Origin of the sequence: Streptomyces qaidamensis (genome assembly GCF_001611795.1) — a bacterium.
Lineage (GTDB): Bacteria > Actinomycetota > Actinomycetes > Streptomycetales > Streptomycetaceae > Streptomyces > Streptomyces qaidamensis.
Map to the genome: position 1 here is coordinate 2,446,180 of NZ_CP015098.1, position 24,166 is coordinate 2,470,345.

The 24,166-nt window shown below is 70.6% G+C and carries 19 protein-coding genes; 2 read left to right on the plus strand and 17 right to left on the minus strand.

Translation table 11 applies throughout. The annotated features are described in order from the left end of the window. Nucleotides 1–5 precede the first annotated feature (5 nt). Nucleotides 6–1,397 (minus strand): TraR/DksA family transcriptional regulator, encoded by a 1,392-nt coding sequence (locus A4E84_RS10715; RefSeq protein ID WP_174569418.1) that lies wholly within the window; start codon nucleotides 1,395–1,397, stop codon nucleotides 6–8. A gap of 645 nt (nucleotides 1,398–2,042) precedes the next feature. On the opposite strand from A4E84_RS10715, the gene ileS reads away from it, so the two are divergent. Beyond that, nucleotides 2,043–5,186, plus strand: a complete 3,144-nt coding sequence (gene ileS, locus A4E84_RS10720) for an isoleucine--tRNA ligase (protein ID WP_062926335.1) — start codon at nucleotides 2,043–2,045, stop codon at nucleotides 5,184–5,186. 167 nt (nucleotides 5,187–5,353) lie between these two features. Here the strand turns inward: ileS and A4E84_RS10725 are convergent, their stop codons facing one another. From A4E84_RS10725 to rsmH, 16 genes are all read right to left on the minus strand, one after another. Next, the gene (locus tag A4E84_RS10725) at nucleotides 5,354–6,484 is read right to left on the minus strand and encodes a DivIVA domain-containing protein (RefSeq protein ID WP_062926336.1); all 1,131 of its coding nucleotides are present in this window, start codon (nucleotides 6,482–6,484) and stop codon (nucleotides 5,354–5,356) included. Between the two features lie 55 nt (nucleotides 6,485–6,539). Then, complete coding sequence (locus A4E84_RS10730) at nucleotides 6,540–6,827, minus strand: YggT family protein (protein ID WP_062926337.1); 288 nt, start codon at nucleotides 6,825–6,827, stop codon at nucleotides 6,540–6,542. A 60-nt stretch (nucleotides 6,828–6,887) separates the two neighbouring features. Further along, nucleotides 6,888–7,529, minus strand: coding sequence for a cell division protein SepF (locus A4E84_RS10735; protein ID WP_062926338.1), 642 nt, complete (start codon nucleotides 7,527–7,529; stop codon nucleotides 6,888–6,890). A 129-nt stretch (nucleotides 7,530–7,658) separates the two neighbouring features. Continuing rightward, nucleotides 7,659–8,378: a YggS family pyridoxal phosphate-dependent enzyme gene (locus tag A4E84_RS10740; RefSeq protein ID WP_062926339.1), complete on the minus strand. Its 720-nt coding sequence runs from the start codon at nucleotides 8,376–8,378 to the stop codon at nucleotides 7,659–7,661. 6 nt (nucleotides 8,379–8,384) lie between these two features. Next, nucleotides 8,385–9,116, minus strand: a complete 732-nt coding sequence (gene pgeF / locus A4E84_RS10745; protein WP_062926340.1) for a peptidoglycan editing factor PgeF — start codon at nucleotides 9,114–9,116, stop codon at nucleotides 8,385–8,387. 10 nt (nucleotides 9,117–9,126) lie between these two features. Continuing rightward, entirely contained in the window at nucleotides 9,127–10,320 is a 1,194-nt protein-coding gene (gene ftsZ, locus A4E84_RS10750; protein WP_062926341.1) for a cell division protein FtsZ, read from the minus strand. A 289-nt stretch (nucleotides 10,321–10,609) separates the two neighbouring features. After that, nucleotides 10,610–11,404 carry a cell division protein FtsQ/DivIB gene (locus A4E84_RS10755; protein ID WP_062926342.1) on the minus strand — a complete coding sequence of 265 codons (795 nt, stop codon included), beginning with the start codon at nucleotides 11,402–11,404 and terminating at the stop codon, nucleotides 10,610–10,612. A 26-nt stretch (nucleotides 11,405–11,430) separates the two neighbouring features. Continuing rightward, nucleotides 11,431–12,528: an undecaprenyldiphospho-muramoylpentapeptide beta-N-acetylglucosaminyltransferase gene (gene murG / locus A4E84_RS10760; protein ID WP_062926343.1), complete on the minus strand. Its 1,098-nt coding sequence runs from the start codon at nucleotides 12,526–12,528 to the stop codon at nucleotides 11,431–11,433. Between the two features lie 6 nt (nucleotides 12,529–12,534). Further along, complete coding sequence (gene ftsW / locus A4E84_RS10765) at nucleotides 12,535–13,899, minus strand: putative lipid II flippase FtsW (protein ID WP_062926344.1); 1,365 nt, start codon at nucleotides 13,897–13,899, stop codon at nucleotides 12,535–12,537. Between the two features lie 135 nt (nucleotides 13,900–14,034). Continuing rightward, nucleotides 14,035–15,486, minus strand: a complete 1,452-nt coding sequence (gene murD / locus A4E84_RS10770) for a UDP-N-acetylmuramoyl-L-alanine--D-glutamate ligase (protein ID WP_174569419.1) — start codon at nucleotides 15,484–15,486, stop codon at nucleotides 14,035–14,037. Then, complete coding sequence (gene mraY / locus A4E84_RS10775; protein ID WP_062931393.1) at nucleotides 15,468–16,559, minus strand: phospho-N-acetylmuramoyl-pentapeptide-transferase; 1,092 nt, start codon at nucleotides 16,557–16,559, stop codon at nucleotides 15,468–15,470. The genes murD and mraY overlap by 19 nt, the downstream gene beginning before the upstream one ends. After that, the gene (locus tag A4E84_RS10780; protein ID WP_062926346.1) at nucleotides 16,559–17,974 is read right to left on the minus strand and encodes a UDP-N-acetylmuramoyl-tripeptide--D-alanyl-D-alanine ligase; all 1,416 of its coding nucleotides are present in this window, start codon (nucleotides 17,972–17,974) and stop codon (nucleotides 16,559–16,561) included. Before A4E84_RS10780 ends, mraY begins: the two co-directional genes overlap by 1 nt. A 28-nt stretch (nucleotides 17,975–18,002) precedes the next feature. Beyond that, the gene (locus A4E84_RS10785; protein ID WP_062926347.1) at nucleotides 18,003–19,523 is read right to left on the minus strand and encodes a UDP-N-acetylmuramoyl-L-alanyl-D-glutamate--2,6-diaminopimelate ligase; all 1,521 of its coding nucleotides are present in this window, start codon (nucleotides 19,521–19,523) and stop codon (nucleotides 18,003–18,005) included. 192 nt (nucleotides 19,524–19,715) lie between these two features. Then, on the minus strand, nucleotides 19,716–21,674 hold the full coding sequence (locus tag A4E84_RS10790; RefSeq protein ID WP_269465892.1) for a peptidoglycan D,D-transpeptidase FtsI family protein: 1,959 nt from the start codon (nucleotides 21,672–21,674) through the stop codon (nucleotides 19,716–19,718). A 5-nt stretch (nucleotides 21,675–21,679) separates the two neighbouring features. Further along, the gene (gene ftsL, locus A4E84_RS10795) at nucleotides 21,680–22,129 is read right to left on the minus strand and encodes a cell division protein FtsL (RefSeq protein ID WP_062926349.1); all 450 of its coding nucleotides are present in this window, start codon (nucleotides 22,127–22,129) and stop codon (nucleotides 21,680–21,682) included. A 31-nt stretch (nucleotides 22,130–22,160) separates the two neighbouring features. Beyond that, entirely contained in the window at nucleotides 22,161–23,117 is a 957-nt protein-coding gene (gene rsmH, locus A4E84_RS10800; RefSeq protein WP_079128932.1) for a 16S rRNA (cytosine(1402)-N(4))-methyltransferase RsmH, read from the minus strand. 406 nt (nucleotides 23,118–23,523) lie between these two features. On the opposite strand from rsmH, the gene A4E84_RS10805 reads away from it, so the two are divergent. Then, complete coding sequence (locus A4E84_RS10805; RefSeq protein ID WP_062926351.1) at nucleotides 23,524–24,075, plus strand: beta-class carbonic anhydrase; 552 nt, start codon at nucleotides 23,524–23,526, stop codon at nucleotides 24,073–24,075. Nucleotides 24,076–24,166 lie beyond the last annotated feature (91 nt).

A 24,166-nucleotide genomic window follows, 5' to 3' on the forward strand; every position in this document is an offset into this window, starting at 1 on the left:
GCCGGTCAGTACCGGCGCTCCTGCTTCTGCTTGCACTCCACGCAGAGTGTGGCCCGGGGGAAGGCCTGCATGCGGGCCTTGCCGATCGCGTTGCCGCAGTTCTCGCACAGGCCGTAGGTGCCCGCGTGCAGGCGTTCCAGGGCGCGCTCGGTCTGGAGGAGCATCTCGCGCGCGTTGGCGGCCAGGGCCAGCTCGTGCTCGCGGGTGATGTTCTTGGTGCCGGTGTCCGCCTGGTCGTCGCCCGCGCCGTCCCCGGAGTCCCGCATCAGACCGGCGAGCGAGCGCTCCGACGAGGAGATCTCCTCGCGCAGCCGGGTCTCCTCGGACGTCAGCTCGGACCGCGCCTCCTCGACCTCCTCCACCGTCCAGGGGTCCTCGCCCGGGCGGACCGCGAGCTCACCGGGATCCGCCGCGGCGACGCGTGCCTTCGGTACGGCGGTCTTCGCCGCCGTGGCCGTGCCAGGAGTCTTCTTCGCAACCACCGTCGTCGCTCCCGTCTGCTGCGCGGCCTCGGCCGCACCCGCCTTCTTGGCCGTGCTGCTCGCGGCCGTGTCCTGTGTGACCGCGCCGGTCCGGGCAGCGCCCTTCCCGGCCGCGCTCCTGGTGGTGGTGCTCTTGCCTCCGGCGACCTTCCGGGCCGGGGCCTTCTTGGCGGCGGCCTTCTCGACGCCCACCGCCTTGCTCCCCGCCCTGCCCGCCGCCTTCCCGACGGCGGCCTTCTCGGCCGGGGCGGTCTTACCGGCGGCGGTCTTCTCGGCCGGGGCGGTCTTCCGGGCAGTGGTCTTTCGGGTCGGGGCGGTCTTCCTGGCGGTGGCCTTCTCGGCCGAGGCGGTCTTCCTCACGGCCGCCTTCTTCCCCGCCGGCTTCCTTCCTGCCGCCTTCTCAGCCGGTGCCCTCTCCGCCGGCGCCCCGGCCGATGCCCCGTGCGCCGACGCCTTGGCCGATGCCCCGTGCGCCGACGCCTTGGCCGACGCCCCGTGCGCCGACGCCTTGGCGTCCGCCGCCGCCTTGCCCCGCGCCTTCCCGGCCGGTGCCGTGGCCGATGCCCTCTCCGCCGGTGCCCCGGCCCGTGCCGTATCCGCCGATGCCTTGGCCGCGGCCCTCTTCCGACCGGCCGTTCCGGCCGATGCCGCCTGGGTAGCGCTCTGCTCGCCCCTGGTCACCTCAGCGCCGGGCGGCTCGGCGCCTGGCGGCTCAGGCCCGGACGATTCGGCCTCGGACGACCTGGCCCCGGATGACGTGACCCCGGCCGCCTTCCCACGGCCCTCCTTCGCCGCCCGCCGCGCCGAGCCCCCCTGCATGGACTTCTTCCCGCCCACGTCCTTGGCCGCGCCGCCGGAGGCCTCCGCGGACCTGCCGGACGCCGGCTGCTGTACGGCGGTCTTCTTCGCCACCATGGCCGCGGCCCCTTCACATATTGTGATCTTGCTCGCGAATCGTGCTGGGACGATAAATCGACTCGAGTCCCGCGGCAACGGGGCACACCGCCTGATTCGCCCGCCTCGCGCACGCCGCGGCGAACCTGCATCCGTTGTGCCCAGCTCCCCGCCCGGTAATCCGCCGAGCCGGACGTCCCAGGATCCGAACACCTATACCACCCCATTGGGGTTATCAAACCCATTTCGCACCCCGCCCGCCCCCGCCCGGCCCCCGCCCGGCGCCCGCCGGGTCCCCGCCCGGCCCGGCGCCCGGAAAACCGGTCGGCCGCCGTGCGCGCGGCGCCGTACACTGGGCGGAGCGAAAAGGCGTGGATGGGGACGAGTAGCGGCGTACGCAGCCCAGAGCGACCCGGGGACGGTGTGAGCCCGGGGGCGAGCGCGACGTGAAGATCACCCCGGAGCCGCCGGAAGAACGCCGGAGCCAGCGAGCGACGGCCAGTAGAACCGGTATCGCGACCCCAATGAGGGGGCTCACCGGCGCACACCCCGTGCCGGAGGGCCAAGGAGGGTGGTACCGCGGGAGCGCGCCGAAGGCGGCGCAGGCAGACGTAGCTCTCGTCCCTCCGGACGGAAGGCAGCAAGTCCGCCGGAGGAAGCCCGCTGATGACATCGCCGACGTACCACCAGGTGCCCGCCCAGGTCGACCTGCCCGCCCTCGAGCACGCCGTGCTCGACTTCTGGCGCGAGCAGAAGATCTTCGCCAAGACCCTGGAGCAGTCCGAGGGCCGCCCCGAATGGGTGTTCTACGAGGGCCCGCCCACCGCCAACGGCATGCCGGGTGCCCACCACATCGAGGCCCGCGTCTTCAAGGACGTCTTCCCCCGCTTCCGCACCATGCGCGGTTACCACGTCGCCCGCAAGGCCGGCTGGGACTGCCACGGCCTCCCGGTGGAGCTCGCCGTCGAGAAGGAGCTCGGCTTCTCCGGCAAGCAGGACATCGAGGCGTACGGCATCGCGGAGTTCAACGAGAAGTGCCGCGAGTCGGTGACCCGGCACACGGACGCCTTCGAGGCGCTCACGACCCGCATGGGCTACTGGACCGACCTCCAGGACCCGTACCGCACGATGGACCCCGAGTACATCGAGTCGGTCTGGTGGTCGCTGAAGGAGATCTTCAACAAGGGCCTGCTCGTCCAGGACCACCGTGTCGCCCCCTGGTGCCCCCGCTGCGGCACGGGCCTGTCCGACCACGAGCTGGCGCAGGGCTACGAGACGGTCGTCGACCCGTCGGTCTTCGTCCGCTTCCCGCTCACCTCCGGCCCGCTGGCCGGCGAGGCCGCGCTCCTGGTGTGGACGACGACCCCCTGGACCCTGGTGTCCAACACCGCCGTCGCCGCGCACCCCGAGGTCACCTACGTCGTCGCGACGAACGGCGAGGAGAAGCTCGTCGTCGCCGAGCCGCTCCTCGCCAAGGCCCTCGGCGAGGGCTGGGAGACCACCGGCCAGTCCTTCACGGGTGCCGAGATGGAGCGCTGGACCTACCAGCGCCCCTTCGAGCTGGTGGAGTTCCCGGAGCCGGCCCACTTCGTCGTCAATGCCGAGTACGTCACCACCGAGGACGGCACGGGTCTGGTCCACCAGTCCCCCGCCTTCGGTGAGGACGACCTCAAGGTCTGCCGCGCCTACGGCCTGCCGGTCGTGAACCCGGTCCGCCCGGACGGCACCTTCGAGGAGGACGTCCCGCTCGTCGGCGGCGTCTTCTTCAAGAAGGCCGACGAGAAGCTCACCGAGGACCTCGGCAGCCGCGGCCTGCTCTTCCAGCACATCCCGTACGAGCACAGCTACCCGCACTGCTGGCGCTGCCACACCGCGCTGCTCTACTACGCGCAGCCCTCCTGGTACATCCGCACCACGGAGGTCAAGGACCGTCTCCTCGCCGAGAACGAGGGCACCAACTGGTTCCCGGACACGGTCAAGAACGGCCGGTACGGCGACTGGCTGAACAACAACATCGACTGGGCCCTGTCCCGCAACCGCTACTGGGGCACCCCGCTGCCGATCTGGCGCTGCGAGGACGACCACCTCACCTGCGCCGGATCCCTCGCGGAGCTGTCCGAGCTGACCGGCACGGACCAGTCGGGCCTGGACCCGCACCGCCCGTTCATCGACGACGTCACCTTCGCCTGCCCGCAGGGCGGCTGCGGCAAGACGGCCACGCGCGTGCCCGAGGTGATCGACGCCTGGTACGACTCGGGTTCGATGCCGTTCGCGCAGTGGGGCTACCCGTACAAGAACAAGGAGCTGTTCGAGGCCCGCTACCCGGCGCAGTTCATCTGCGAGGCCATCGACCAGACCCGCGGCTGGTTCTACACGCTGATGGCGGTCGGCACGCTGGTCTTCGACAAGTCCTCGTACGAGAACGTCGTCTGCCTCGGCCACATCCTCGCCGAGGACGGCCGCAAGATGTCCAAGCACCTGGGCAACACCCTGGACCCGATCCCGCTCATGGACCGGCACGGCGCCGACGCGGTCCGCTGGTTCATGGCGGCCGGCGGCTCCCCGTGGGCGGCCCGGCGAGTGGGCCACGGCACGATCCAGGAGGTCGTCCGCAAGACGCTCCTGACGTACTGGAACACGGTCGCCTTCCAGGCCCTCTACGCCCGTACGACGAACTGGGCCCCCTCCGAGGCCGACCCGGCCCCGGCCGACCGCCCGGTCCTGGACCGCTGGCTGCTGTCCGAACTGCACGCCCTCACCGACCAGGTCACCCAGGCACTGGACGCCTACGACACCCAGCGCGCCGGCAAGCTGCTGTCCGCGTTCGTCGACGACCTGTCGAACTGGTACGTGCGCCGCTCGCGTCGCCGTTTCTGGCAGGGCGACAAGGCGGCGCTGCGCACACTGCACGAGGTCGTCGAGACGGTCACGCAGCTGATGTCCCCGCTGACCCCGTTCATCACCGAGCGGGTCTGGCAGGACCTGATCGTCCCGGTCACCCCGGGCGCTCCGGAGTCGGTCCACCTGTCGTCCTGGCCGGAGGCCGACCTCGCCGCCATCGACCCGGAGCTGTCGAAGCAGATGGTGCTGGTGCGCCGCCTGGTGGAGCTGGGCCGTGCCACGCGCGCGGAGTCGGGCGTCAAGACGCGCCAGCCGCTGTCCCGCGCGCTGATCGCGGCGACGGGCTTCGAGACGCTGGACTCCGAACTGCGCACGCAGATCACGGAGGAGCTGAACGTCGAGTCGCTGGCGACCCTGAGCGAGGTCGGCGGCAGCCTGGTCGACACCACGGCGAAGGCCAACTTCCGCGCTCTGGGCAAGCGGTTCGGCAAGCGCGTCCAGGACGTGGCCAAGGCCGTCGCGAACGCGGACGCGGCCGCCCTGTCGCTGGCCCTGCGCGAGGGCACGGCGTCGGTCGAGGTCGACGGTGAGACCATCACGCTGGCCCCGGACGAGGTCATCATCACGGAAACCCCCCGCGAAGGCTGGTCGGTGGCCTCCGACTCGGGCGCGACGGTCGCCCTGGACCTGGAGATCACCGAGGAGCTCCGCCGCGCGGGCCTCGCCCGTGACGCGATCCGCCTGATCCAGGAGGCCCGCAAGAACAGCGGCCTCGACGTGGCCGACCGCATCGCGCTGCGCTGGACGGCCACGGACCAGGCGACGGTGGCGGCCCTGACCGACCACGCCGGCCTGATCGCCGACGAGGTGCTGGCGACCGACTTCGGCCAGGGCGCGGCGGACGACGGCTACGGCGCCCCGTTCACGGACGAGGGCCTCACCCTGACGTTCCGCCTGCGCAAGGAGTAACCCACAGACCGAAGGCCCCGGTCCTGCCAAAGATCTTGGCGGGACCGGGCCTTCGGCGTTGCGTACGCACGAACGCGCGTGGCAAAAGGGCGGGGCCCCGGGTTCACACCCGGGGCCCCGCCCTGAACACTGCCGACGTCTAGGCCGTACTACTGGCCATCAGGCCGTCAGTTGTCATCCTCGTCGATCAGGAAGCCCCGCATGGGCGAGGGCGCCTGGCCCATCGGCGACGGGCCCTGCGGGCGTACCGGCGCCATCGGCTGGGTCATCGCCGGCGACATCTGCTGCTGACCGCCGTAGGACGGAGCAGCCGGGGCGGGACCGCCGCCCATCGTCGGGTTGCCGCCGCCGTAGGACGGGGCGCTCGCGCCGGCCGGAGCCATGGAGGGCGCCGGGGACGGCGGGAGGGACGCGGCCGCCGGACTCCGCGGCGGGGCCAGCGAGTCGTCGGCCTGCGTCTCCAGCTGACGCAGCTGCGACTCCAGGTACGACTTCAGGCGCGTGCGGTACTCGCGCTCGAAGCCGCGCAGGTCCTCGACCTTGCGCTCCAGCGTGGCGCGGGCGGACTCCAGGGAGCCCATCGCGACGCGGTGCTTCTCCTGCGCGTCCCGCTCCAGGGCGTCGGCCTTGGCACGGGCGTCACGCTCCAGACCCTCGGCACGCGAACGCGCCTCGCCGACGATCTTGTTCGCCTCGGAACGGGCCTCGGCGATCGCCTGGTCGGCGGTCTGCTGGGCCAGCGAGAGGACACGGGCGGCGCTGTCGCCACCGGGGCCCTGCTGACCGGGGCCGCCCATCGGACCGCCCATGGGGCCGGGGCCGCCCATGGGGCCGCCCATCTGCTGCTGCATCGGGGGCTGGCCCATCGGACCGGGACCCTGGCCCATCGGGCCGGGACCCTGGGGTCCACCCTGACCGCCGGGACCGGCGGGCAGCTGCGGGGCACCGCTCGGCAGCTGGGGCGGACCACCCATGGGGCCACCCATCTGCTGCTGCGGCGGGCCCGATATGCCGGCGGGGACAGGACCACCCGGACCGCGCATACCCTGCTGCTGCTGTTGTTGCTGCTGCTGATCCTGCTGCGGCTCCGGAGGCTTGCGCATGTTCTGCTGGTTCTGCGCAGCAGCGCGCGTGGCCGCGGCCAGTTTGGCGCGCAGGTCCTCGTTCTCCCGGAGCAGGCGGGTCAGTTCGGCTTCGACCTCATCGAGGAAGGCATCGACCTCGTCCTCGTCATAGCCTTCTCGGAGGCGGACGGTCGTGAACTGCTTGTTCCGCACGTCCTCGGGGGTCAACGGCATCTCTTCACCTCAACGTAGTCGTCGGCAGTCGGCAAGACCGTATCTGTCACATCGCTCACATCGCGTTCCGCACGAGTGTGATCAGGATGTAGACGATGATCATCAGTACGAAGAAGGACAGGTCGAGCGCCACGCCCCCGAGACGCAGCGGCGGAATGACCCGCCGCAGAAGCTTGAGCGGTGGATCAGTGACAGTGTAGGTGGCCTCCAGAACGACCACCATCGCCTTGCCGGGTTGCCATGAGCGGGCGAACTGGAAGACATAGTCCATGACCAACCGGAAGATGAGCACGATGAGAAAGCACATCAGCGCGATGTAGACGACATCCAGAACCACGCTCATGACCTCTTGCTTCCCTCTCCCCTGTGCCCTGCTCGGTACTGCTGTTTCCGGTGGTGCGTCTCAGCTCTGGTTGAAGAACCCGCCCTCTGCGATGCGGGCCTTGTCCTCCGCCGTGACATCGACGTTAGCAGGCGACAACAGGAACACCTTCTGCGTCACCCGCTCGATACTGCCGTGAAGACCAAACACCAGACCGGCCGCAAAGTCGACAAGTCGCTTTGCATCTGTGTCATCCATCTCAGTCAGATTCATGATCACCGGGGTGCCTTCACGGAAGTGTTCCCCGATGGTACGGGCCTCGTTGTAGGTCCGTGGGTGAAGCGTGGTGATCCGGTAAGGCTCTCGTTCCGACACGACCTTGGGCATGATCACCGGTGCGTTCTTCTCCAGATTTGCGCGTTCTTGTGTGATGGATGCCACGGGCGCGATGCGCGCCGGGCGGCTGGATTCCGCGGGGAGCGAAGCGGAGCGGGCGGCCGGTTCGCGGGGCGCGGGCGGCTGTACGACTCGTACCTCTTCGTCCCTTTGGGGCTGATGTGAGACGTGCGGCTGGTGGGACGGCTCGTGCCGTCGGTGGTCCCGCTCGGGCTCCGGGTCCAGTTCGGGTTCGAAGTCGTCGTCGGGGTCGAATCCGCGGCCGTCGTACCCATCGTCCTCCACGAGGCCGAGGTAGACCGCCATCTTGCGCATCGCGCCGGCCATGCTCTGAGTCCTCCGCTCTGTGGTGGATCGGCTGACGACTGCCAAGTGCCCGCGATCCACGAGGTCCTTGAATCCGCCTTTCGGCGGCAATGACCATATTTTCTGCTGTGGTCCGACTTCTTGGCGACGTTACCCGAGCCCGGGGCGGACTCCGAGTACCGCGCTGCCGACGCGCACATGTGTCGCTCCGGCCGCCACGGCCTGTTCGAGGTCCGTACTCATCCCTGCCGAGACCATGGTGGCAGCCGGATGACTCCGGCGCAGGTCGGTCGACAAAACCATCAGCCGCTCGAAGGCCGCCTGTTCGCGTCCCGCGTACTCCCCGGTGAGCGGCGCTACGGTCATCAGTCCGTCGAGCCGGAGACCCGGGGCCCCGGCCACGAGATCGGCCAACTCCCCGATTCCGCCGGGCCCGGTTCCGCCCCGATCGCCCCGGCCGCTCTCACCGGCGTCGAGTGCGACCTGGAGGAGACATCCCAGTTCACGCCCGGACCGGACCGCCTCCTTCGACAGGGCGGAGACGAGCCTGGAACGGTCGACGGACTGCACGAAATCCGCGTAACCGACCACCGATCGCACCTTGTTGGTCTGGAGTTGACCCACGAAGTGCCAGGTGAGGGGCAGATCCGAGCAGGCCTCGGCCTTGGGGGCCGCGTCCTGGTCGCGGTTCTCGGCGACGTGCCGCACGCCGAGTTCGGCGAGGATCCGCACATCGCTAGCGGGGTAGGTCTTGGTGACCACGATGAGGGTCACCTCGTCGCGCGCCCGCCCCGCCGCGGCGCACGCGTCGGCGATGCGCCGATCCACTTTCGCCAGATTCGCGGCGAGTTCGTCCTTACGGTCCGTCATGTCCTGTCAGTCCAGCCACACATAACCCGCGAGCCGACCGGTGGTGCGGTCGCGGCGGTACGAGAAGTGATCGCGCGACTCCAGCGTGCACACCGGCGACTGCTCCCGGTCGCGCACCCCGAGCCGCTCCAGCTGGGCGTGCACTCCGGCGCTGACGTCCACCGCCGGTGTGCCCCAACTCGTCTCGGCGTACGCCGCCGGCTCGACGGCGGACACCTCGGCGCGCATCGCCTCGGGCACTTCGTAACACCGGCCGCAGACGGTGGGCCCGGTGCGGGCGACGATCCGGGAGGGCTCGGCGCCCAGGTCCGCCATCGCGCGCAGCGCGGCCGGGACCACTCCGGCGATCATGCCGGGCCGGCCCGCGTGGGCCGCGGCGGCGACACCGGCGACGGGATCGGCCAGCAGCACCGGCACGCAGTCGGCGGTGAGCACGGCGAGGGCGAGCCCCCGGCGTGTGGTGACGATCGCGTCGACCGACGGGATCGGGTGCGGAGATCCCCACGGCCCGTCCACCACCGTGACGTCGGCCCCGTGCACCTGGTTCATCCAGACCACCCGGTCCGGCTCGATGCCGAGGGACTTGGCGGCCAGGTCCCGGTTGGTGCGTACGGCGTCGGGGTCGTCACCGACCGCTCCGCCGAGGTTGAGCTCCTCATACGGAGCGGCGCTCACCCCGCCCCACCGGTCGGTGAAGCCGAAGTGCGCGCCGCTCGCGCTTTCGCGCTGTCCTATCACGACTGAAGGATCACTTGAGGAAGTCCGGTACGTCCAGTTCCTCGGCCGCGCTGTCCGAGTAGGTCCGCGGCGCCGGCGTGACCGGCGGGGCGACCGGGATGTCCCTGACCGGCTCCGGAGCGGGCTCCGGGTCCTCCTTCGGGGTCACGCTGCCGAGCGATCCGAAGGACGGACGGCTCTCGGCCTGCCGCGCCGGGGCCGGCTCCTCGCGCTTGGCCGAGGAGGAGCCGAGGACGTTGTCCCGCTTGGCGGGCGGCTGGCCGCCGTCGAAGCCGGCCGCGATCACCGTGACCCGGACCTCGTCTCCGAGGGCGTCGTCGATCACCGCGCCGAAGATGATGTTGGCTTCGGGGTGGGCGGCCTCGCTCACCAGCTGGGCGGCCTCGTTGATCTCGAACAGACCGAGGTCGGAACCACCGGAGATGGAGAGCAGGACACCGCGGGCGCCGTCGATGGACGCCTCCAGCAACGGCGAGGAGATCGCCATCTCGGCAGCGGCCACCGCGCGGTCGTCGCCGCGGGCCGAGCCGATGCCCATCAGGGCCGAGCCGGCCTCGGACATGACCGACTTGACGTCGGCGAAGTCGAGGTTGATGAGGCCCGGGGTGGTGATGAGGTCGGTGATGCCCTGGACACCGGAGAGCAGGACCTGGTCGGCCGACTTGAAGGCGTCCAGCACCGAGACCTGGCGGTCCGAGATGGACAGCAGCCGGTCGTTCGGGATGACGATGAGGGTGTCGACCTCTTCGCGGAGTTCGGCGATGCCGTCCTCGGCCTGGTTCGCGCGGCGCCGTCCCTCGAAGGTGAACGGGCGCGTGACCACACCGATGGTGAGGGCACCGAGCGAGCGGGCGATGTTGGCCACGACGGGCGCGCCGCCGGTGCCGGTGCCGCCGCCTTCACCGGCTGTCACGAAGACCATGTCGGCCCCCTTGAGGACCTCCTCGATCTCCTCGCGGTGGTCCTCGGCGGCCTTGCGGCCGACGGCCGGGTTGGCTCCGGCGCCGAGTCCGCGGGTGAGTTCACGGCCGACGTCCAGCTTGACGTCGGCGTCGCTCATCAACAGAGCTTGCGCGTCGGTGTTGATGGCGATGAACTCGACGCCCTTGAGACCGACCTCGATCATCCGGTTGATGGCATTGACACCACCGCCGCCGACACCGATGACTTTGATGACTGCGAGGTAGTTCTGCGGTGCTGCCACGTCGAAGGCCTCTCGCCTCGAGTTACGTGTCGCCGAATCACCGTGAGCGCCCTGCGCCCCGCGACCCGACGACTGATGCCGAATGGGACGGTCCGTATCGCCGACCCGAACCCTAACCCTGAAGTTTAGGGTTACCAGTGTGTCTGTTCCTTGGAGTCTTCTGAACAGGACACTAAGTCGACAAGTGGCGCACGTTCAACGAACACGCCGAACCTCCCGTTTTTCTTTTCACCCTATGTGATCAGCCGTAGCACTGCCCAACCAGGGTGCTGGCCTGCGCTGATGTGCGTCAACTCCCGGATGACGCCGGGGCGGTGGGCACACTCACGTCGAAGTACCCCGCTTCGGGCGTTGCTTTCATCAGGGCGGTGAGGGTACGGGCCTTCGCGGCGCCCTTCTCGCTGCTCCCCCAGAGGACCGTGCGGCCGTCCCTCAACTCCAGCGAGATGTCGTCGTAGGAACGGACCTTGACGGTCCGTGTCTCGCGCGCGACGGCGGCCGGAACCGCACGGGCGACACCGACCGCCTCGCGCACCAGCCGGGACTCCCCGAAGCGGCGCAGGCTGGCGGCGGCGGAGCCGGACCGGGAGAGCGTCAATTCCAGTGCCGGGACGCCTTTCGGGGCTTCAGAAACCGTGGCGAAGCGGACACCTTCATCGTCCACTTCGACGAACTTTCCGCCCTTGTGGACAATCAGAACCGGAGTCCGCTCCACCACTTTCAGGTCGATTCCATGGGGCCAGGAACGGACCACGTCAACAGCGTCAATTCGGGGCAATTTCCGGCGCAATCGTGTCTCGATCGCACCGGTGTCGACGGAAATCAGCGGCTTCCCGAGCGGAACCTCAGCGGCGGACTCGACCTGAGCGGGCGTCAGAACCCGGGTTCCGGACACGGATACCTGCTCGGCACGCAGCCAGTCGGAGCCGTAGAAGAGCCAGGCCGTCGGGATGCCGAGGAAGACCAGGGCGAGGCCCAGGAGGACGATCGCTCGCAGCCTGGCCCGCCTCGACCGCAGGAGGGGCGGCGGACCGGACGACTCCTGCTGGCGTTCACCGCGTTCGGCGGTGGTCGATCCGGCCACGCTCCCCTGCCTTCCGTCATACAGTCCTATCGGTGTGCACGACTGGCGGCGATCGCCTCGTACACCATGCCGACGAGCAGCTCGTCGGCGTCCCGGCGGCCGAACTCGGCGGCGGCGCGGGACATCTGGTAGAGCCGGTGCGGGTCGGCGAGCACGGGCAGAACGTTCTGCTGGACCCACTCGGGGGTCAGCTCCGCGTCGTCGACCAGCAGTCCGCCGCCGGCCTTGACCACCGGCTGGGCGTTCAGCCGCTGTTCGCCGTTGCCGATGGGCAGCGGGACATAGGCGGCCGGGAGCCCGACGGCGGAGAGTTCGGCGACGGTCATCGCGCCCGCGCGGCAGAGCATCATGTCGGCCGCGGCGTACGCGAGGTCCATCCGGTCCAGGTAACTTACCGGGATGTAGGGGGGCATTCCCGGCATCTGATGGACCTGCGGCAGTTCGTTCTTCGGGCCGACCGCGTGCAGGATCTGGATCCCGGCCTGCTGGAGCCAGGGCGCGACCTGCTGGACGACCTCGTTCAGGCGGCGGGCGCCCTGGGAGCCGCCGGTGACCAGCAGGGTGGGCAGGTTCGGGTCGAGGCCGAACGCGGCCCGGGCCTCGGGGCGTACGGCGGCCCGGTCGAGCGTGGCGATGGAGCGGCGCAGCGGGATGCCGATGTAGCGGGCGCCCCGCAGCTTGCTGTCGGGCGTGGAGACGGCGACCTGGCTGGCGTACCGCGAACCGATCTTGTTGGCCAGGCCCGGGCGGGCGTTGGCCTCGTGGATCACGATCGGCACGCCCAGGCGCTTGGCCGCGAGGTAACCGGGCAGGGCGACGTAGCCGCCGAAGCCGACCACGGCGTCGGCCCTGGTGCGCTCCAGGATCTGCTCGGTCGCCTTGATGGTGCCGCGCAGCCGGCCCGGGACGGTGATCAGTTCGGGGGTGGGCTTGCGCGGCAGTGGAACGGCGGGGATCAGCGCGAGTTCGTACCCGCGCTCGGGTACGAGACGGGTCTCGAGGCCGCGCTCCGTGCCCAGGGCCGTGATGCCCACGCTCGGATCCTGCCTGCGCAGGGCGTCTGCGAGGGCGAGCGCGGGCTCGATGTGGCCCGCGGTTCCTCCGCCGGCGAGTACGACATGCACCGAAATTCACCGCTCTCCGGACGAGCGCGCCGCCGAGGCACGCCGTCGCATCGTGTTCCATCTCCGGGGACTCCGACCGGAACCGGTGCCCCCCGCCCCCCGCTTTCTACCAAAGCGGGGTTGCCGCATCGCAAGCGCCATCCGCGCAGCGGGGTCCTGACGCGCGAAGGCGATCAGCAACCCGATGGCGAACATGGTCGGCAGCAGGGCGGACCCTCCGTAGGAGAACAGCGGGAGGGGGACGCCGGCGATCGGCAGCAGACCGAGCACCGCACCGATGTTGATCACGGCCTGGGCCGTGATCCAGGTAGTCACGCCTCCCGCGGCATACCTCACGAAGGGGTCCTCCGTGCGTCCGGCCACGCGGATACCCGCATAGCCTAGAGCCGCGAAGAGGGCGAGTACCGACAGCGTCCCCGCCAGGCCCAGTTCCTCACCGGTGACGGCGAAGATGAAGTCCGTGTGGGCTTCGGGGAGTTGACCCCATTTCTCCACACTCGCACCCAGCCCGGAACCGAAGATCCCGCCCGAGGCGAGGGCGTAGATCCCGTGCACGGCCTGCCAGCAGTCGACGGGTCCCGACTGGGGCTCGGTGGCGCCCAGGCACTGCAGGCGGGCCATGCGGTTGGGGCTGGTCTTGATGAGGATCAGGCCGAGGACGGCGGCGATCGACAGTACCCCCGCGAACAGCCGCGTGGGGGCGCCGGCCAGCCAGAGCAGGCCGAACAGGATGGCCGTGAGGATGATCGCGGTGCCCATGTCGCCGCCGATCATGATCAGGCCGAGCAGCATGAACGCGGCCGGCACCAGCGGCACGAGCATGTGCTTCCACTGGGTCAGCAGCCTCCTGTCCTGCTTGCGGGCGAGCAGGTCGGCGCCCCACAGCACGAGGGCGAGCTTGCCGAACTCGCTGGGCTGGATCTGGAAGGAGCCGCCGAGGGCGATCCAGTTCTGGTTGCCGTTGACCGACACCCCTATCCCCGGGATCTGCACCAGGACCATGAGGAAGACGGCACCCGCGAGGATGGGGTAGGCGAGCGCCCGGTGCAGTCTCACCGGCATCCGCGAGGCAGCGAGCAGCAGAACGGTGCCGATCCCCGCCGCGAGCAACTGCTTGCGGAAGAAGTACGAACCGGGCAGCGACATCTGCAGCGCGGTGATCTGGGAGGCCGAGTAGACCATCACCAGGCCCAGCACGGTGATCAGCAGACTGCCGCCCAGGATCAGGTAGTAGGCGGTCAGCGGCCGGTCCCAGCCCCTGCGTGCGCGGACGTAGAAGCTCAGGACGCGGTTCTCCCGCGCGAGCCGGGGCGCGGCGGGGCGCTTGGGGGCGCGCGGGGTCGGAGGCCGTCCGGTGCGGCTGGTGGGCATAGCGGCTCACCCTGCCATGCCGGAGGAGAGCGTTGCGCGGTGCACGCCCCCTGGCCGCTCGGGCACCAGCCACATCCGTGTCACGCGTCCCTCCCAGGTACGCCCGGCACCGCCGCCGGGCGAGGCGGACCCGGGTCAGCCGTCGGCGGAGCCGAGCTCACGGACGGCGTCCGCGAAAGCGTCCCCGCGCTTGTTGTAGTTGGCGAACATGTCCATGGAGGCACAGGCCGGAGCCAGCAGCACCGTGTCGCCCGCGTGAGCGAGTTTCCGCGCCTCCCGGACCGCCGCGCGCATCGCCCCAGTGTCGTTCCGGTCGAGGTCGACGACGGGTACCTGCGGCGCGTGTCGCGCGAGGGCTTCCCGGATGAGCGCGCGGTCCGCGCCGATCAGCACGGCGCCCCGCAGCCGCTTCGCCGACTTGGCGACCAGTTCGTCGAAGGTCGCGCCCTTGGCGAGTCCGCCCGCGATCCACACGATCGGCTCGTACGCCGCCAACGAGGCTTCCGCGGCATGCGTGTTGGTGGCCTTGGAGTCGTCGACCCAGGCGACCCCGTCCACGTCGGCCACGTGCGCGATGCGGTGGGCGTCCGGCGTGAAGGCCCGCAGACCGTCCCGTACGGCCCTGGCGGGCACGCCGTAGGCGCGGGCGAGGGCCGCGGCCGCGAGGGCGTTGGCGATGTTGTGCGGGGCCGGCGGGTTCACGTCGCCTACCTCGGCGAGTTCCTGGGCGTTCTTGTGCCGATCCTCGACGAAGGCGCGGTCGACCAGGATGCCTTCCACGACGCCGAGTTGGGAGGGGCCCGGGGTGCCGAGGGTGAAGCCGACGGCCCGGCAGCCCTCCTCGACGTCGGCCGCGCGGACCAGGTCCTCGGTGGAGGGCTTGTCGGTGGCGTCCGCGTTGTAGACGCAGGCGACGCGATTGCCCTCGTAGATGCGGCCCTTGTCGGCGGCGTACGCCTCCATGGAGCCGTGCCAGTCGAGGTGGTCGGGGGCGAGGTTCAGCACGGCCGCCGAGTGGGCGCGCAGGGAGGGCGCCCAGTGCAGCTGGTAGCTGGAGAGTTCCACGGCCAGGACGTCGAACTGCTCCTCGCCGAGCACCGCGTCCAGCAGGGAGACGCCGATGTTGCCGACGGCGGCCGTGCGCAGGCCGGCCGCCTTCAGGATCGACGCCAGCATCTGGACGGTGGTGGTCTTGCCGTTGGTGCCGGTGACGGCGAGCCACGGGGCGGCGTCGGGGCCGCGCAGGCGCCAGGCCAGTTCGACGTCGCCCCAGACGGGCACGCCCGCCTGCTCGGCCGCTGCGAACAGCGGCTTGTCCGGCTTCCAGCCGGGCGCTGTGACGATCAGCTCGGTGCCCTCCGGCAAGGTGTCGCCGTCGCCGAGGCGCACGGTGATGCCGAGCGCCTCCAGGTCGGCCGCCTGCGCCCGCGCGCGCTCGTCGGCGCCGTCGTTGACGACCGTGACGGTCGCGCCGAGGCCGTGCAGCGCCTTGGCCGCCGGGACGCCGGAGACGCCGAGCCCGGCGACGGTGACGTGCTTGCCCTGGAAGTCGAAGGGCTCCGAGGAGATCACTTGTCCGCTACCCATCCCGCGTAGAAGAGACCCAGGCCGACTACCACGCAAATGCCCTGGATGATCCAGAAACGAACCACCACGAGCACTTCGGACCAGCCTTTGAGTTCGAAGTGGTGCTGAAGTGGCGCCATCCGGAAGACGCGCTTTCCGGTGAGGCGGAAGGAGCCGACCTGGATCACCACGGACATGGTGATGAGGACGAACAGGCCGCCCAGGATGGCGAGCAGCAGCTCGGTGCGGGAGCAGATCGCGAGGCCGGCGAGCACACCGCCGAGGGCGAGCGAACCGGTGTCCCCCATGAAGATCTTGGCGGGCGACGTGTTCCACCACAGGAAGCCGAGGCAGGCGCCCATCAGTGCGGAGGAGACGACCGCGAGGTCGAGCGGGTCGCGCACCTCGTAACAGGCCGTCGGGTTCGTCAGGGTCTGCGCGTTCACGCAGGACTCCTGGAACTGCCAGACGCCGATGAACGTGTAGGCGCTGAACACCAGCACGGACGCGCCGGTGGCGAGGCCGTCCAGACCGTCCGTCAGGTTCACGCCGTTCGACATCGCGAGGATCATGAACAGCGCCCAGACGACGAACAGCACCGGCCCGATGGACCAGCCGAAGTCGTGGACGAAGGAGAGCTTGGTGGAAGCCGGGGTCTGGCCCTGGGCGTCCGCGAACTGCAGCGACAGCACCGCGAAGCCGATGCCGACGATCAGCTGGCCGGCCATCTTCGCCTTGGCGCGCAGGCCGAGCGAACGCCGCTTGACGATCTTGATGTAGTCGTCGAGGAAGCCGACCAGACCCATGCCGACCATCAGGCCGAGCACCAGCAGGCCCGAGAAGGTCGGTGCCGCGTCGACGTCCGGGTCCAGATAGCCCGTGATCACCTTGGCCAGGAAGTACGCGGCGACCGTCGCGAAGATGAAGGCGATACCGCCCATGGTCGGCGTACCGCGCTTGCTGGCGTGCTCGCGCGGGCCGTCGTCGCGGATGTACTGGCCGTAGCCCTTGCGTGCGAGCAGCTTGATCAGCAGCGGGGTGCCGACCAGCGTGAGAAAGAGACCAATGACTCCTGCGAACAGGATCTGCTTCATCATCGGGCGGAAACCTCACCCTCGGCACCGGTCTCGATGAGCGCCTGCGCCACGCTCTCGAGGCCGACCGAACGGGACGCCTTCACGAGAACGACGTCCCCCGGGCGCAACTCGCTGCGCAACAGGTCGACCGCCGCCTGTGCGTCGGACACGTGCACCGACTCCTCACCCCACGAACCCTCGTTATATGCGCCCAGTTGCAGCCAGGCGGCTTCCCTGCCACCGACCGCGACGAGCTTGCTGACGTTGAGCCGGACGGCGAGCCGCCCGACCGCGTCGTGCTCGGCGAGAGCCTCGTCCCCGAGCTCGGCCATCTTGCCGAGCACCGCCCACGTACGACGCCCCTTGCCCATCGCCGCGAGCGCGCGCAGAGCGGCTCGCATGGACTCGGGGTTCGCGTTGTAGGCGTCGTTGACGACCGTCACGCCGTCCGGGCGCTCGGTGACCTCCATCCGCCAGCGGGAGAGGGAGCCCGCCTCGGAGAGCGCGACGGCGATCTCGTCAGCGGACATGCCCAACTCGTGGGCGACGGCGGCCGCGGCGAGCGCGTTCGACACGTGGTGCTCACCGTACAGGCGCATGGTCACATCGCTTGCACCGGAGGGTGTGTGAAGCCTGAACGAGGGCTGTCCGGTGTCCGTGAGTCGCACGTTCTCGGCTCGAACGTCCGCTTCGCCGGACTCTCCGAAAAAGATCACCTTCGCCTTCGTACGGGTGGCCATGGCCCGTACGTAGGGGTCGTCCGCATTGAGGATCGCGGTGCCGCCTTCGGCCTCGGACGGCAGTGCCTCCACCAGCTCACCCTTGGCCTGTGCGATCTGCTCGCGGCCGCCGAACTCGCCGATGTGGGCGCTGCCCACGTTGAGGACCAGGCCGACCTTGGGGGGTGTCAGGCCGGCGAGGTAGCGGATGTGCCCGATGCCGCGGGCGCCCATCTCCAGGACGAGGAACCTGGTCTCCTCGGTGGCGCTGAGCGCGGTCAGCGGCAGCCCGATCTCGTTGTTGAGCGAGCCGGGCGTGAACACCGTGGGCGCCTTGCGCCGGAGCACCTGCGCGATGAGGTCCTTGGTGCTGGTCTTGCCCGCCGAGCCGGTGAGGGCGACGAGGGTGGCGCCGAGGCGGCGTACGACGTGCCGGGCGAGGGCGCCGAGGGCGGTCTGGACGTCGTCCACGACGATCGCCGGTACGCCGACGGGTCGGGTGCCGAGCACGGCCACCGCTCCCGCCTCGACGACCGCCGCCGCGAAGTCGTGGCCGTCCACGCGCTCACCGGCGAAGGCCACGAACAGGCTGCCCGGCCCCGCCTCGCGGGAGTCCCGGACGACCGGGCCGGTGACGTGGACGGACGGATCCGGTATGTCGTGCGTCTGCCCGCCGACGACTTCTGCGATCTCGGCGAGGGAGAGGGCGATCACAAGTTCATCCCCTGGGTCTTCTGGATTTTCATCCCTGGGTCTTCTGGATGGCTTCGCGCAGCACCTGGCGGTCGTCGAAGGGACGGACCACCCCGGCGATGTCCTGGCCCTGCTCGTGGCCCTTGCCCGCGACCAGCACGGTGTCGCCGGGTTCGGCGCGGGCGACGGCGGCGGCGATCGCGGCGGCCCGGTCCTCGAAGACCTGCACCTCGCCGCGCTCGTGCGCGGGCACGGACGCCGCGCCCTGGAGCATCGTGGCGAGGATCGCGAGGGGGTCCTCGCCGCGGGGGTTGTCGGAGGTCAGTGTGGCGGTGTCGGCGAGCCGGGCCGCCGCTGCCCCCATCGGCTCGCGCTTGGTCTTGTCGCGGTCGCCGCCGCAGCCGAGGACGATGTGCACCTTGCCCTCGGTGACCTTGCGCAGGGCGCGCAGCACCGATTCGACGGCGTCGGTCTTGTGCGCGTAGTCGACGACCGCGAGGAACGGCTGCCCGGCGTCCACGCGCTCCAGCCGGCCCGGCACGCCGGGGACGGCGGCGACGCCGTCGGCGGCGGCCTGCGGGTCGAGGCCGGCGACGGCGAGGGCGACGATCGCGGCGAGGGTGTTGGCCACGTTGAACGGGCCCGGCAGCGGCGACTTGGCGGCGATCCGCTCGCCCTTGGGGCCGATGACGGTGAAGGTCGAGTCGAGCCGGCCGACCTCGACGTCCTCGGCGCGCCAGTCGGCGTCGGGGTGCCCTTCGGCGGAGTAGGTGACGACCGGGACGGTGGCTTCCTTCGCCAGCCTGCGGCCGTACTCGTCGTCGACGTTGACCACGCCGAGTTTGCCCCGGTTCGGGGTGAACAGCTGCGCCTTGGCCTGGAAGTAGTCCTCCATGCCGGAGTGGAACTCCATGTGCTCCGGGCTGAGGTTGGTGAAGACGCCGATGTCGAAGACGCAGCCGTCGACGCGGCCCAGCACCAGGGCGTGGCTGGAGACCTCCATGGCCACCGCGTCGACACCGCGTTCGCGCATGACGGCGAACAGGGCCTGGAGATCGGTGGCTTCGGGGGTGGTGCGCTCGGACTTGATGCGCTCGTCGCCGATGCGCATCTCGACCGTGCCGATCAGACCGGTGGACCTGACCGTCTTCAGACCGCCCTCGACGAGGTAGGCGGTGGTGGTCTTGCCGGAGGTGCCGGTGATGCCGATCTGGAGCAGGTCCCGGCCGGGGTGGCCGTAGATCGTGGCGGCCAGCTCGCCCATCCGCCCGCGCGGGTCGTCGACGACCAGCACCGGCAGCCCGGACGTGGCGGCGCGCTCGGCGCCCGTCGGGTCGGTCAGCACGGCGGCGGCGCCGAGGCCCGCGGCCTGGTTGACGAAGTCGGCGCCGTGCAGCCGGGCCCCCGGGAGAGCGGCGTACAGGTCGCCGGGGCGTACGGCGCGCGAGTCATGGGTGATGCCCGTGACCTCGGCGGCGCTCTCCGGCGTGGAAGCACCCAGCTGACCGGCGAGTTCCGCGAGGGGTGTGGCGGAGACCTGCACCGGCCTGGGCGGCCCGGGGTATGTCACGGGATGGCCCTTCTGGGTGGTTTGGGACTGATCAGCGTGTGGCACGGCGGTGAGCGTACCGGGCGTACCCGCCTCCGGGCGAAGTGAGGGGCTGGGGCTGCCCTGGTTCCCGGGCTGGGGGGTGATCGTTGTCACGGAGGCGGTCCTGGTGGCTCGGTGGGGCTGAGTACTGGTCAGGGCGGTCGGCCCTGATCACTGCTTGAAGGAGACGGGCAGCTTCGCGGGTTCGGCGCCGGTCGGCGGGACCTGGAGGGACTTCAGTGCGAACTCCATGACCTTCTTGTAGACGGGTCCGCAGATCTGACCGCCGAAGTAGCTGCCCTGAGTGGCGTTCTGGATGGCGCAGTAGACGGTGATGCGGGGCTTGTCGGCGGGCGCGAACCCGGCGAACGACGAGGTGTAGCCGTGGTACTTGCCGGTGGCCGGATCCACACGGTTGGCGGTACCCGTCTTGCCCGCGACGCGGTAGCCGGGGATGCGCGCCTTGGTGCCGGTGCCCTCCTCGTCGTCCACGACGGACTCCAGCATCTGGGCGAGGGTCTTCGCGGTCCTGTCGCTGACGACCCGGTTCTCCGCGGGTTTCGGGGCGGGTGTGAAGCGCCCGTCGGGTCCCTTGGTGCCGCGTACGAGGGTGGGCTCGATGCGGACCCCGCCGTTGGCGATGGTCGAGTACACGGAGGCCGCCTGCATGGCGTTGATGGAGACGCCCTGGCCGAAAGGGATCGTGTACTGCTGCGAGGTCGACCACTTGTCGGGCGGGGCGAGGATGCCCTTGGTCTCGCCCGGGAAGCCGAGTCCGGTGTAGCTGCCGAGGCCGAACTTGCGCAGGTAGTCGTAGAGGACCTTGTTGGCCTGGGCCTGGGTCTTTCCGAGCTGTCCGGTGGCGAGGATGGTGCCGATGTTGCTGGACTTGGCGAGGACGCCGTTGAGCGTCAGGTACCAGGTCGGGTGGTCGATGTCGTCCTTGAAGAGCCGGTCCCCGCGGTGCAGCCGGTTGGGCACGACCACGTGGGTCCCGGGGGTGGCGGCGTTCTCCTGGAGGACGGCCGCCATCGACATGACCTTGGCGGTGGAACCGGGCTCGAAGGCGTCCTGGAGGGCGGCGTTGCCGAGGGCGGCCGGGTCCGCGTCCGACAGGTCGTTCGGGTCGAAGCCGGGCGAGTTGGCCATGGCCAGGATCTGCCCGGTGCGGGTGTCCTGGACGATGACGTAGCCGCGGTCGGCCGCGGACTCCTTCACCTGGTCGCTGATGGCGTTCTGGGCGGCCCACTGGATGTCGCGGTCGATGGTGAGCTCGACGTCGCTGCCCGGGACGGCGGGTGTCTCGGTGGAGCCCGCGGTGGGCACGAGACGGCCGCCGGACTGGGCGTAGCGGATCTTGCCGTCCTTGCCGGCGAGCTGCTTGTTCAGCTGCAGCTCGATGCCGCCGCCGGGCTTGCCCTCGGCGTTGACCCAGCCCAGTATCCCGGCGGCGAGGTCACCGCCGGGATACACGCGCTTGCTGGTGGCGACGGAGAACACGCCCGAGAGGACGTTGGGCGTGGACTTGTCCGTCTCCGCCTTCTTGGCGAGTGCCGACTTGAGGTCCTTGATCTGCTTCCAGACCTGCGGGGTCTGGCGGGAGGCCAGTTTGACGTAGCGCAGGGCCTTGTTCTTCGGGCGCAGCTTCTCGACCAGGGCTTCCTGCTCCTGGCCGAGGATCGGCGCGAGGAGGGCGGCCGCCTGTTCGGGTCCGTCGCCGACCTTCAGCATCTTCGGGGCGAACATCGTGGGGTCGGCGGTGATGTCGTAGGCGTCCTCGCTGGTCGCGAGAGCCACACCGGACCGGTCGGTGATCTCGCCGCGGTCGGCGGCCAGCACCTGCCCGACGTAGCGGTTCTGCTCGGCCTTGGCGGCGTAGGTGCTCGCGTCGACGGCCTGCACCTGGAAGAGCCGCACGACGAAGGCGGCCAGGACCAGGGTCAGGGCGAGTCCGACCAGGCGCAGGCGGGGGCGGGGGCTGCCGAGCCGCAGCGGCTTGGCAGCCGCCGGACGGCCCTGCCCCGGCCGCCGGCCCGGACGGGCACCGGGGCCGGGACGGCGCCGGGCGTCGGGGCGGGCGGGCCTGGCGGGGCCGGGCACGCGGCGGCGTGGCGGTTCCCTGTCGGACACTTCCGTCACCTGCCGGGGGTCGGAGGAGGGCCGTCGGTCATGGCCTCGGGCGCGAGGACCAGGGGGGTGTGCACGGAGGACCGGCGGACGCCGGGGGCGGCGCCGGGGACGCCCTTGACGGTGCCGTCGGGAGCGAGGAAGGCGGGGTCGCCGCCGGGCACCATGCCGAGCTCCCGGGCGCGGCGCTGCAGGGCGTCGGGGGCGGAGTAGGCGTCGATGTCCCGCTGGAGGGCCTGCTCCTCGTCGGTGAGGTTCTTGGTCCCGCGCTGGAGGTCGTCGAGTTTGAACGCGCCCTCGCTGAGGGCCGAGTTCAGCACCAGCAGACAGATGAGACCGCCGCCGAGGAGGAGGACGACCAGCAGGACGAAAGGTGTGCGGGCCGCCTGCCCGGGGCCGGTCGGGAGGAGCCGCGCGAGCCGGGCGGCCCTCCCCTTCAGTTCGGGTTTGCCGCTCACGCACGCTCCCTCGGTCCGGCCTGCACACGCCTCACTCGACGTCCTCCCTGATGCGCTGGGCCCCGCGCAGCCGCGCCGGTGCCGCCCGCCGGTTCTCGGCGATCTCCTCTTCCGTGGGGAGTTCGGCACCGCGCGTGAGCAGCTTGAGCCTCGGCTGGTAGCGCTCGGGGACGACGGGCAGTCCGGGCGGCGCGGTGGTGGCCGCGCCCGCCGCGAAGACCTGCTTGACCAGCCGGTCCTCCAGCGAGTGGTACGACAGCACCGCGATCCGCCCGCCCACGTCGAGTGCCTTGACGGCGGCGGGGATCGCGCGCTCCAGGACGGAGAGCTCGCCGTTGACCTCGATGCGCAGGGCCTGGAAGGTGCGCTTGGCGGGGTTGCCGCCGGTGCGCTTGGCGGCCTGCGGCAGGGCGTCGCGGATCAGCTCGACCAGCCGCGCGCTGTTGCTGAACGGCTCCTTCTCCCGCTCGCGCACGATCGCGCTCACGATCCGCTTGGCCTGCTTCTCCTCGCCGTACGCCCGGAGAATGCGCACCAGTTCGCCCGGCGGGTAGGTGTTGAGGACCTCGGCGGCGCTGACGCCGGTCGTCTGGTCCATGCGCATGTCGAGCGGGGCGTCCTGGGCGTAGGCGAAGCCGCGTTCGGCCTCGTCGAGCTGCATGGAGGAGACGCCCAGGTCGAACAGGACGCCCTGCACGCGCGCGATGCCGAGTCTGCGCAGCACGTCGGGGAGTTCGTCGTAGACGGCGTGGACGAGGGTGGCGCGCTCGCCGTGGGGCGCGAGGCGCTCGCCGGACAGGCGCAGGGCCTCCTTGTCGCGGTCGAGGGCGACGAGCCGGGCGTCGGGGAACCGCTCCAGGAGTGCCTCGCTGTGCCCGCCGAGGCCGAGGGTGCAGTCGACGACCACGGCGTCCGGGCCCTCCAGGGCGGGTGCCAGCAGGTCCAGGCACCGCTGGAGCATCACCGGGACGTGTCGACTCTCGCTCAAGGGGCCCTCTCAAGTCCGGCGCGGCCGTACGCACCGCCGGGTCCCCGCCCGTTCCCAGTTTCGCTGGGGGCCCCGGTGAAGGGGCGGCCCGCCGGCGCCGGAAGCGTCAGCCGGCCGGGAGCGGGAGGAGGCCGAGCCGTACGTACGCGCCGCGCACGCGGGGAGATCTCCGGTCGTCGCCGGGGTCTCCGAAGAAATCAGTCCAGCGGGGAGAGTCTCGCCTCCCGCTTCGCGTCACTTTAGTCCACCCTGTCGCGCGGTCAATCAACCGGCCTGCGCGTCGCCGCCGTTCGCACGGAGACCGGGACGCCACTCTTGTGGGTTACCTCACAACCGCCTCTCAGCGGCATTCTTTGTCCACTCCCACAGGAGGCCTGGGCCGGGTGTGACCAGTAACGTCATACCTATGACGACTTCTGCATCGGTTCCCACAGGTTCGGAGAGCGCCATAGCGGCCGGCGGCACGGTCACCGACCGCCTCGTCGAGGCGAACGCACGGTACGCCGACGCCTTCACGGACCCCGGGATGGACGCCCGGCCCGTGCTGCGGGTAGCGGTCGTGGCCTGCATGGACGCCCGTCTCGACCTGCACGCGGCGCTCGGTCTCGAACTGGGCGACTGCCACACGATCCGCAACGCGGGCGGCGTCGTCACCGACGACGTGATCCGCTCGCTCACCATCAGCCAGCGCAAGCTGGGGACCCGCAGCGTGGTGCTCATCCACCACACCGGCTGCGGCCTGGAGAGCCTCACCGAGGACTTCCGCAACGAGCTGGAGGCGGAGGTCGGCCAGCGCCCGGCGTGGGCCGTGGAGTCCTTCCGTGACGTCGACCAGGACGTGCGGCAGTCGATGCAGCGCGTGCGGACCTCGCCGTTCGTTCCGCACACCGACGACGTGCGCGGATTCGTGTTCGACGTGAAGACCGGCCTGCTGCGCGAGGTCGACCCGGCTTCCTGACCCGGCCCGCGGGCCTGGGCGCCGTGGGCCGTCCGCCCCGGAAAGCCACCTGCTGTAGCTGTCGAAAGCCTGTCAGTCACGCGTTCGAATG

Excerpts from the sequence above, each read along its gene's own strand:
- mraY (WP_062931393.1), bottom strand. The coding sequence starts at position 16,559 with ATGAAGCAGATCCTGTTCGCAGGAGTCATTGGTCTCTTTCTCACGCTG.
- murD (WP_174569419.1), bottom strand. The coding sequence starts at position 15,486 with ATGGGTAGCGGACAAGTGATCTCCTCGGAGCCCTTCGACTTCCAGGGC.
- A4E84_RS10730 (WP_062926337.1), bottom strand. The coding sequence starts at position 6,827 with ATGAGCGTGGTTCTGGATGTCGTCTACATCGCGCTGATGTGCTTTCTC.
- A4E84_RS10735 (WP_062926338.1), bottom strand. The coding sequence starts at position 7,529 with ATGGCCGGCGCGATGCGCAAGATGGCGGTCTACCTCGGCCTCGTGGAG.
- A4E84_RS10715 (WP_174569418.1), bottom strand. The coding sequence starts at position 1,397 with ATGGTGGCGAAGAAGACCGCCGTACAGCAGCCGGCGTCCGGCAGGTCC.
- A4E84_RS10725 (WP_062926336.1), bottom strand. The coding sequence starts at position 6,484 with ATGCCGTTGACCCCCGAGGACGTGCGGAACAAGCAGTTCACGACCGTC.
- ftsW (WP_062926344.1), bottom strand. The coding sequence starts at position 13,899 with ATGCCCACCAGCCGCACCGGACGGCCTCCGACCCCGCGCGCCCCCAAG.
- A4E84_RS10805 (WP_062926351.1), top strand. The coding sequence starts at position 23,524 with ATGACGACTTCTGCATCGGTTCCCACAGGTTCGGAGAGCGCCATAGCG.
- A4E84_RS10740 (WP_062926339.1), bottom strand. The coding sequence starts at position 8,378 with ATGACGGACCGTAAGGACGAACTCGCCGCGAATCTGGCGAAAGTGGAT.
- ileS (WP_062926335.1), top strand. The coding sequence starts at position 2,043 with ATGACATCGCCGACGTACCACCAGGTGCCCGCCCAGGTCGACCTGCCC.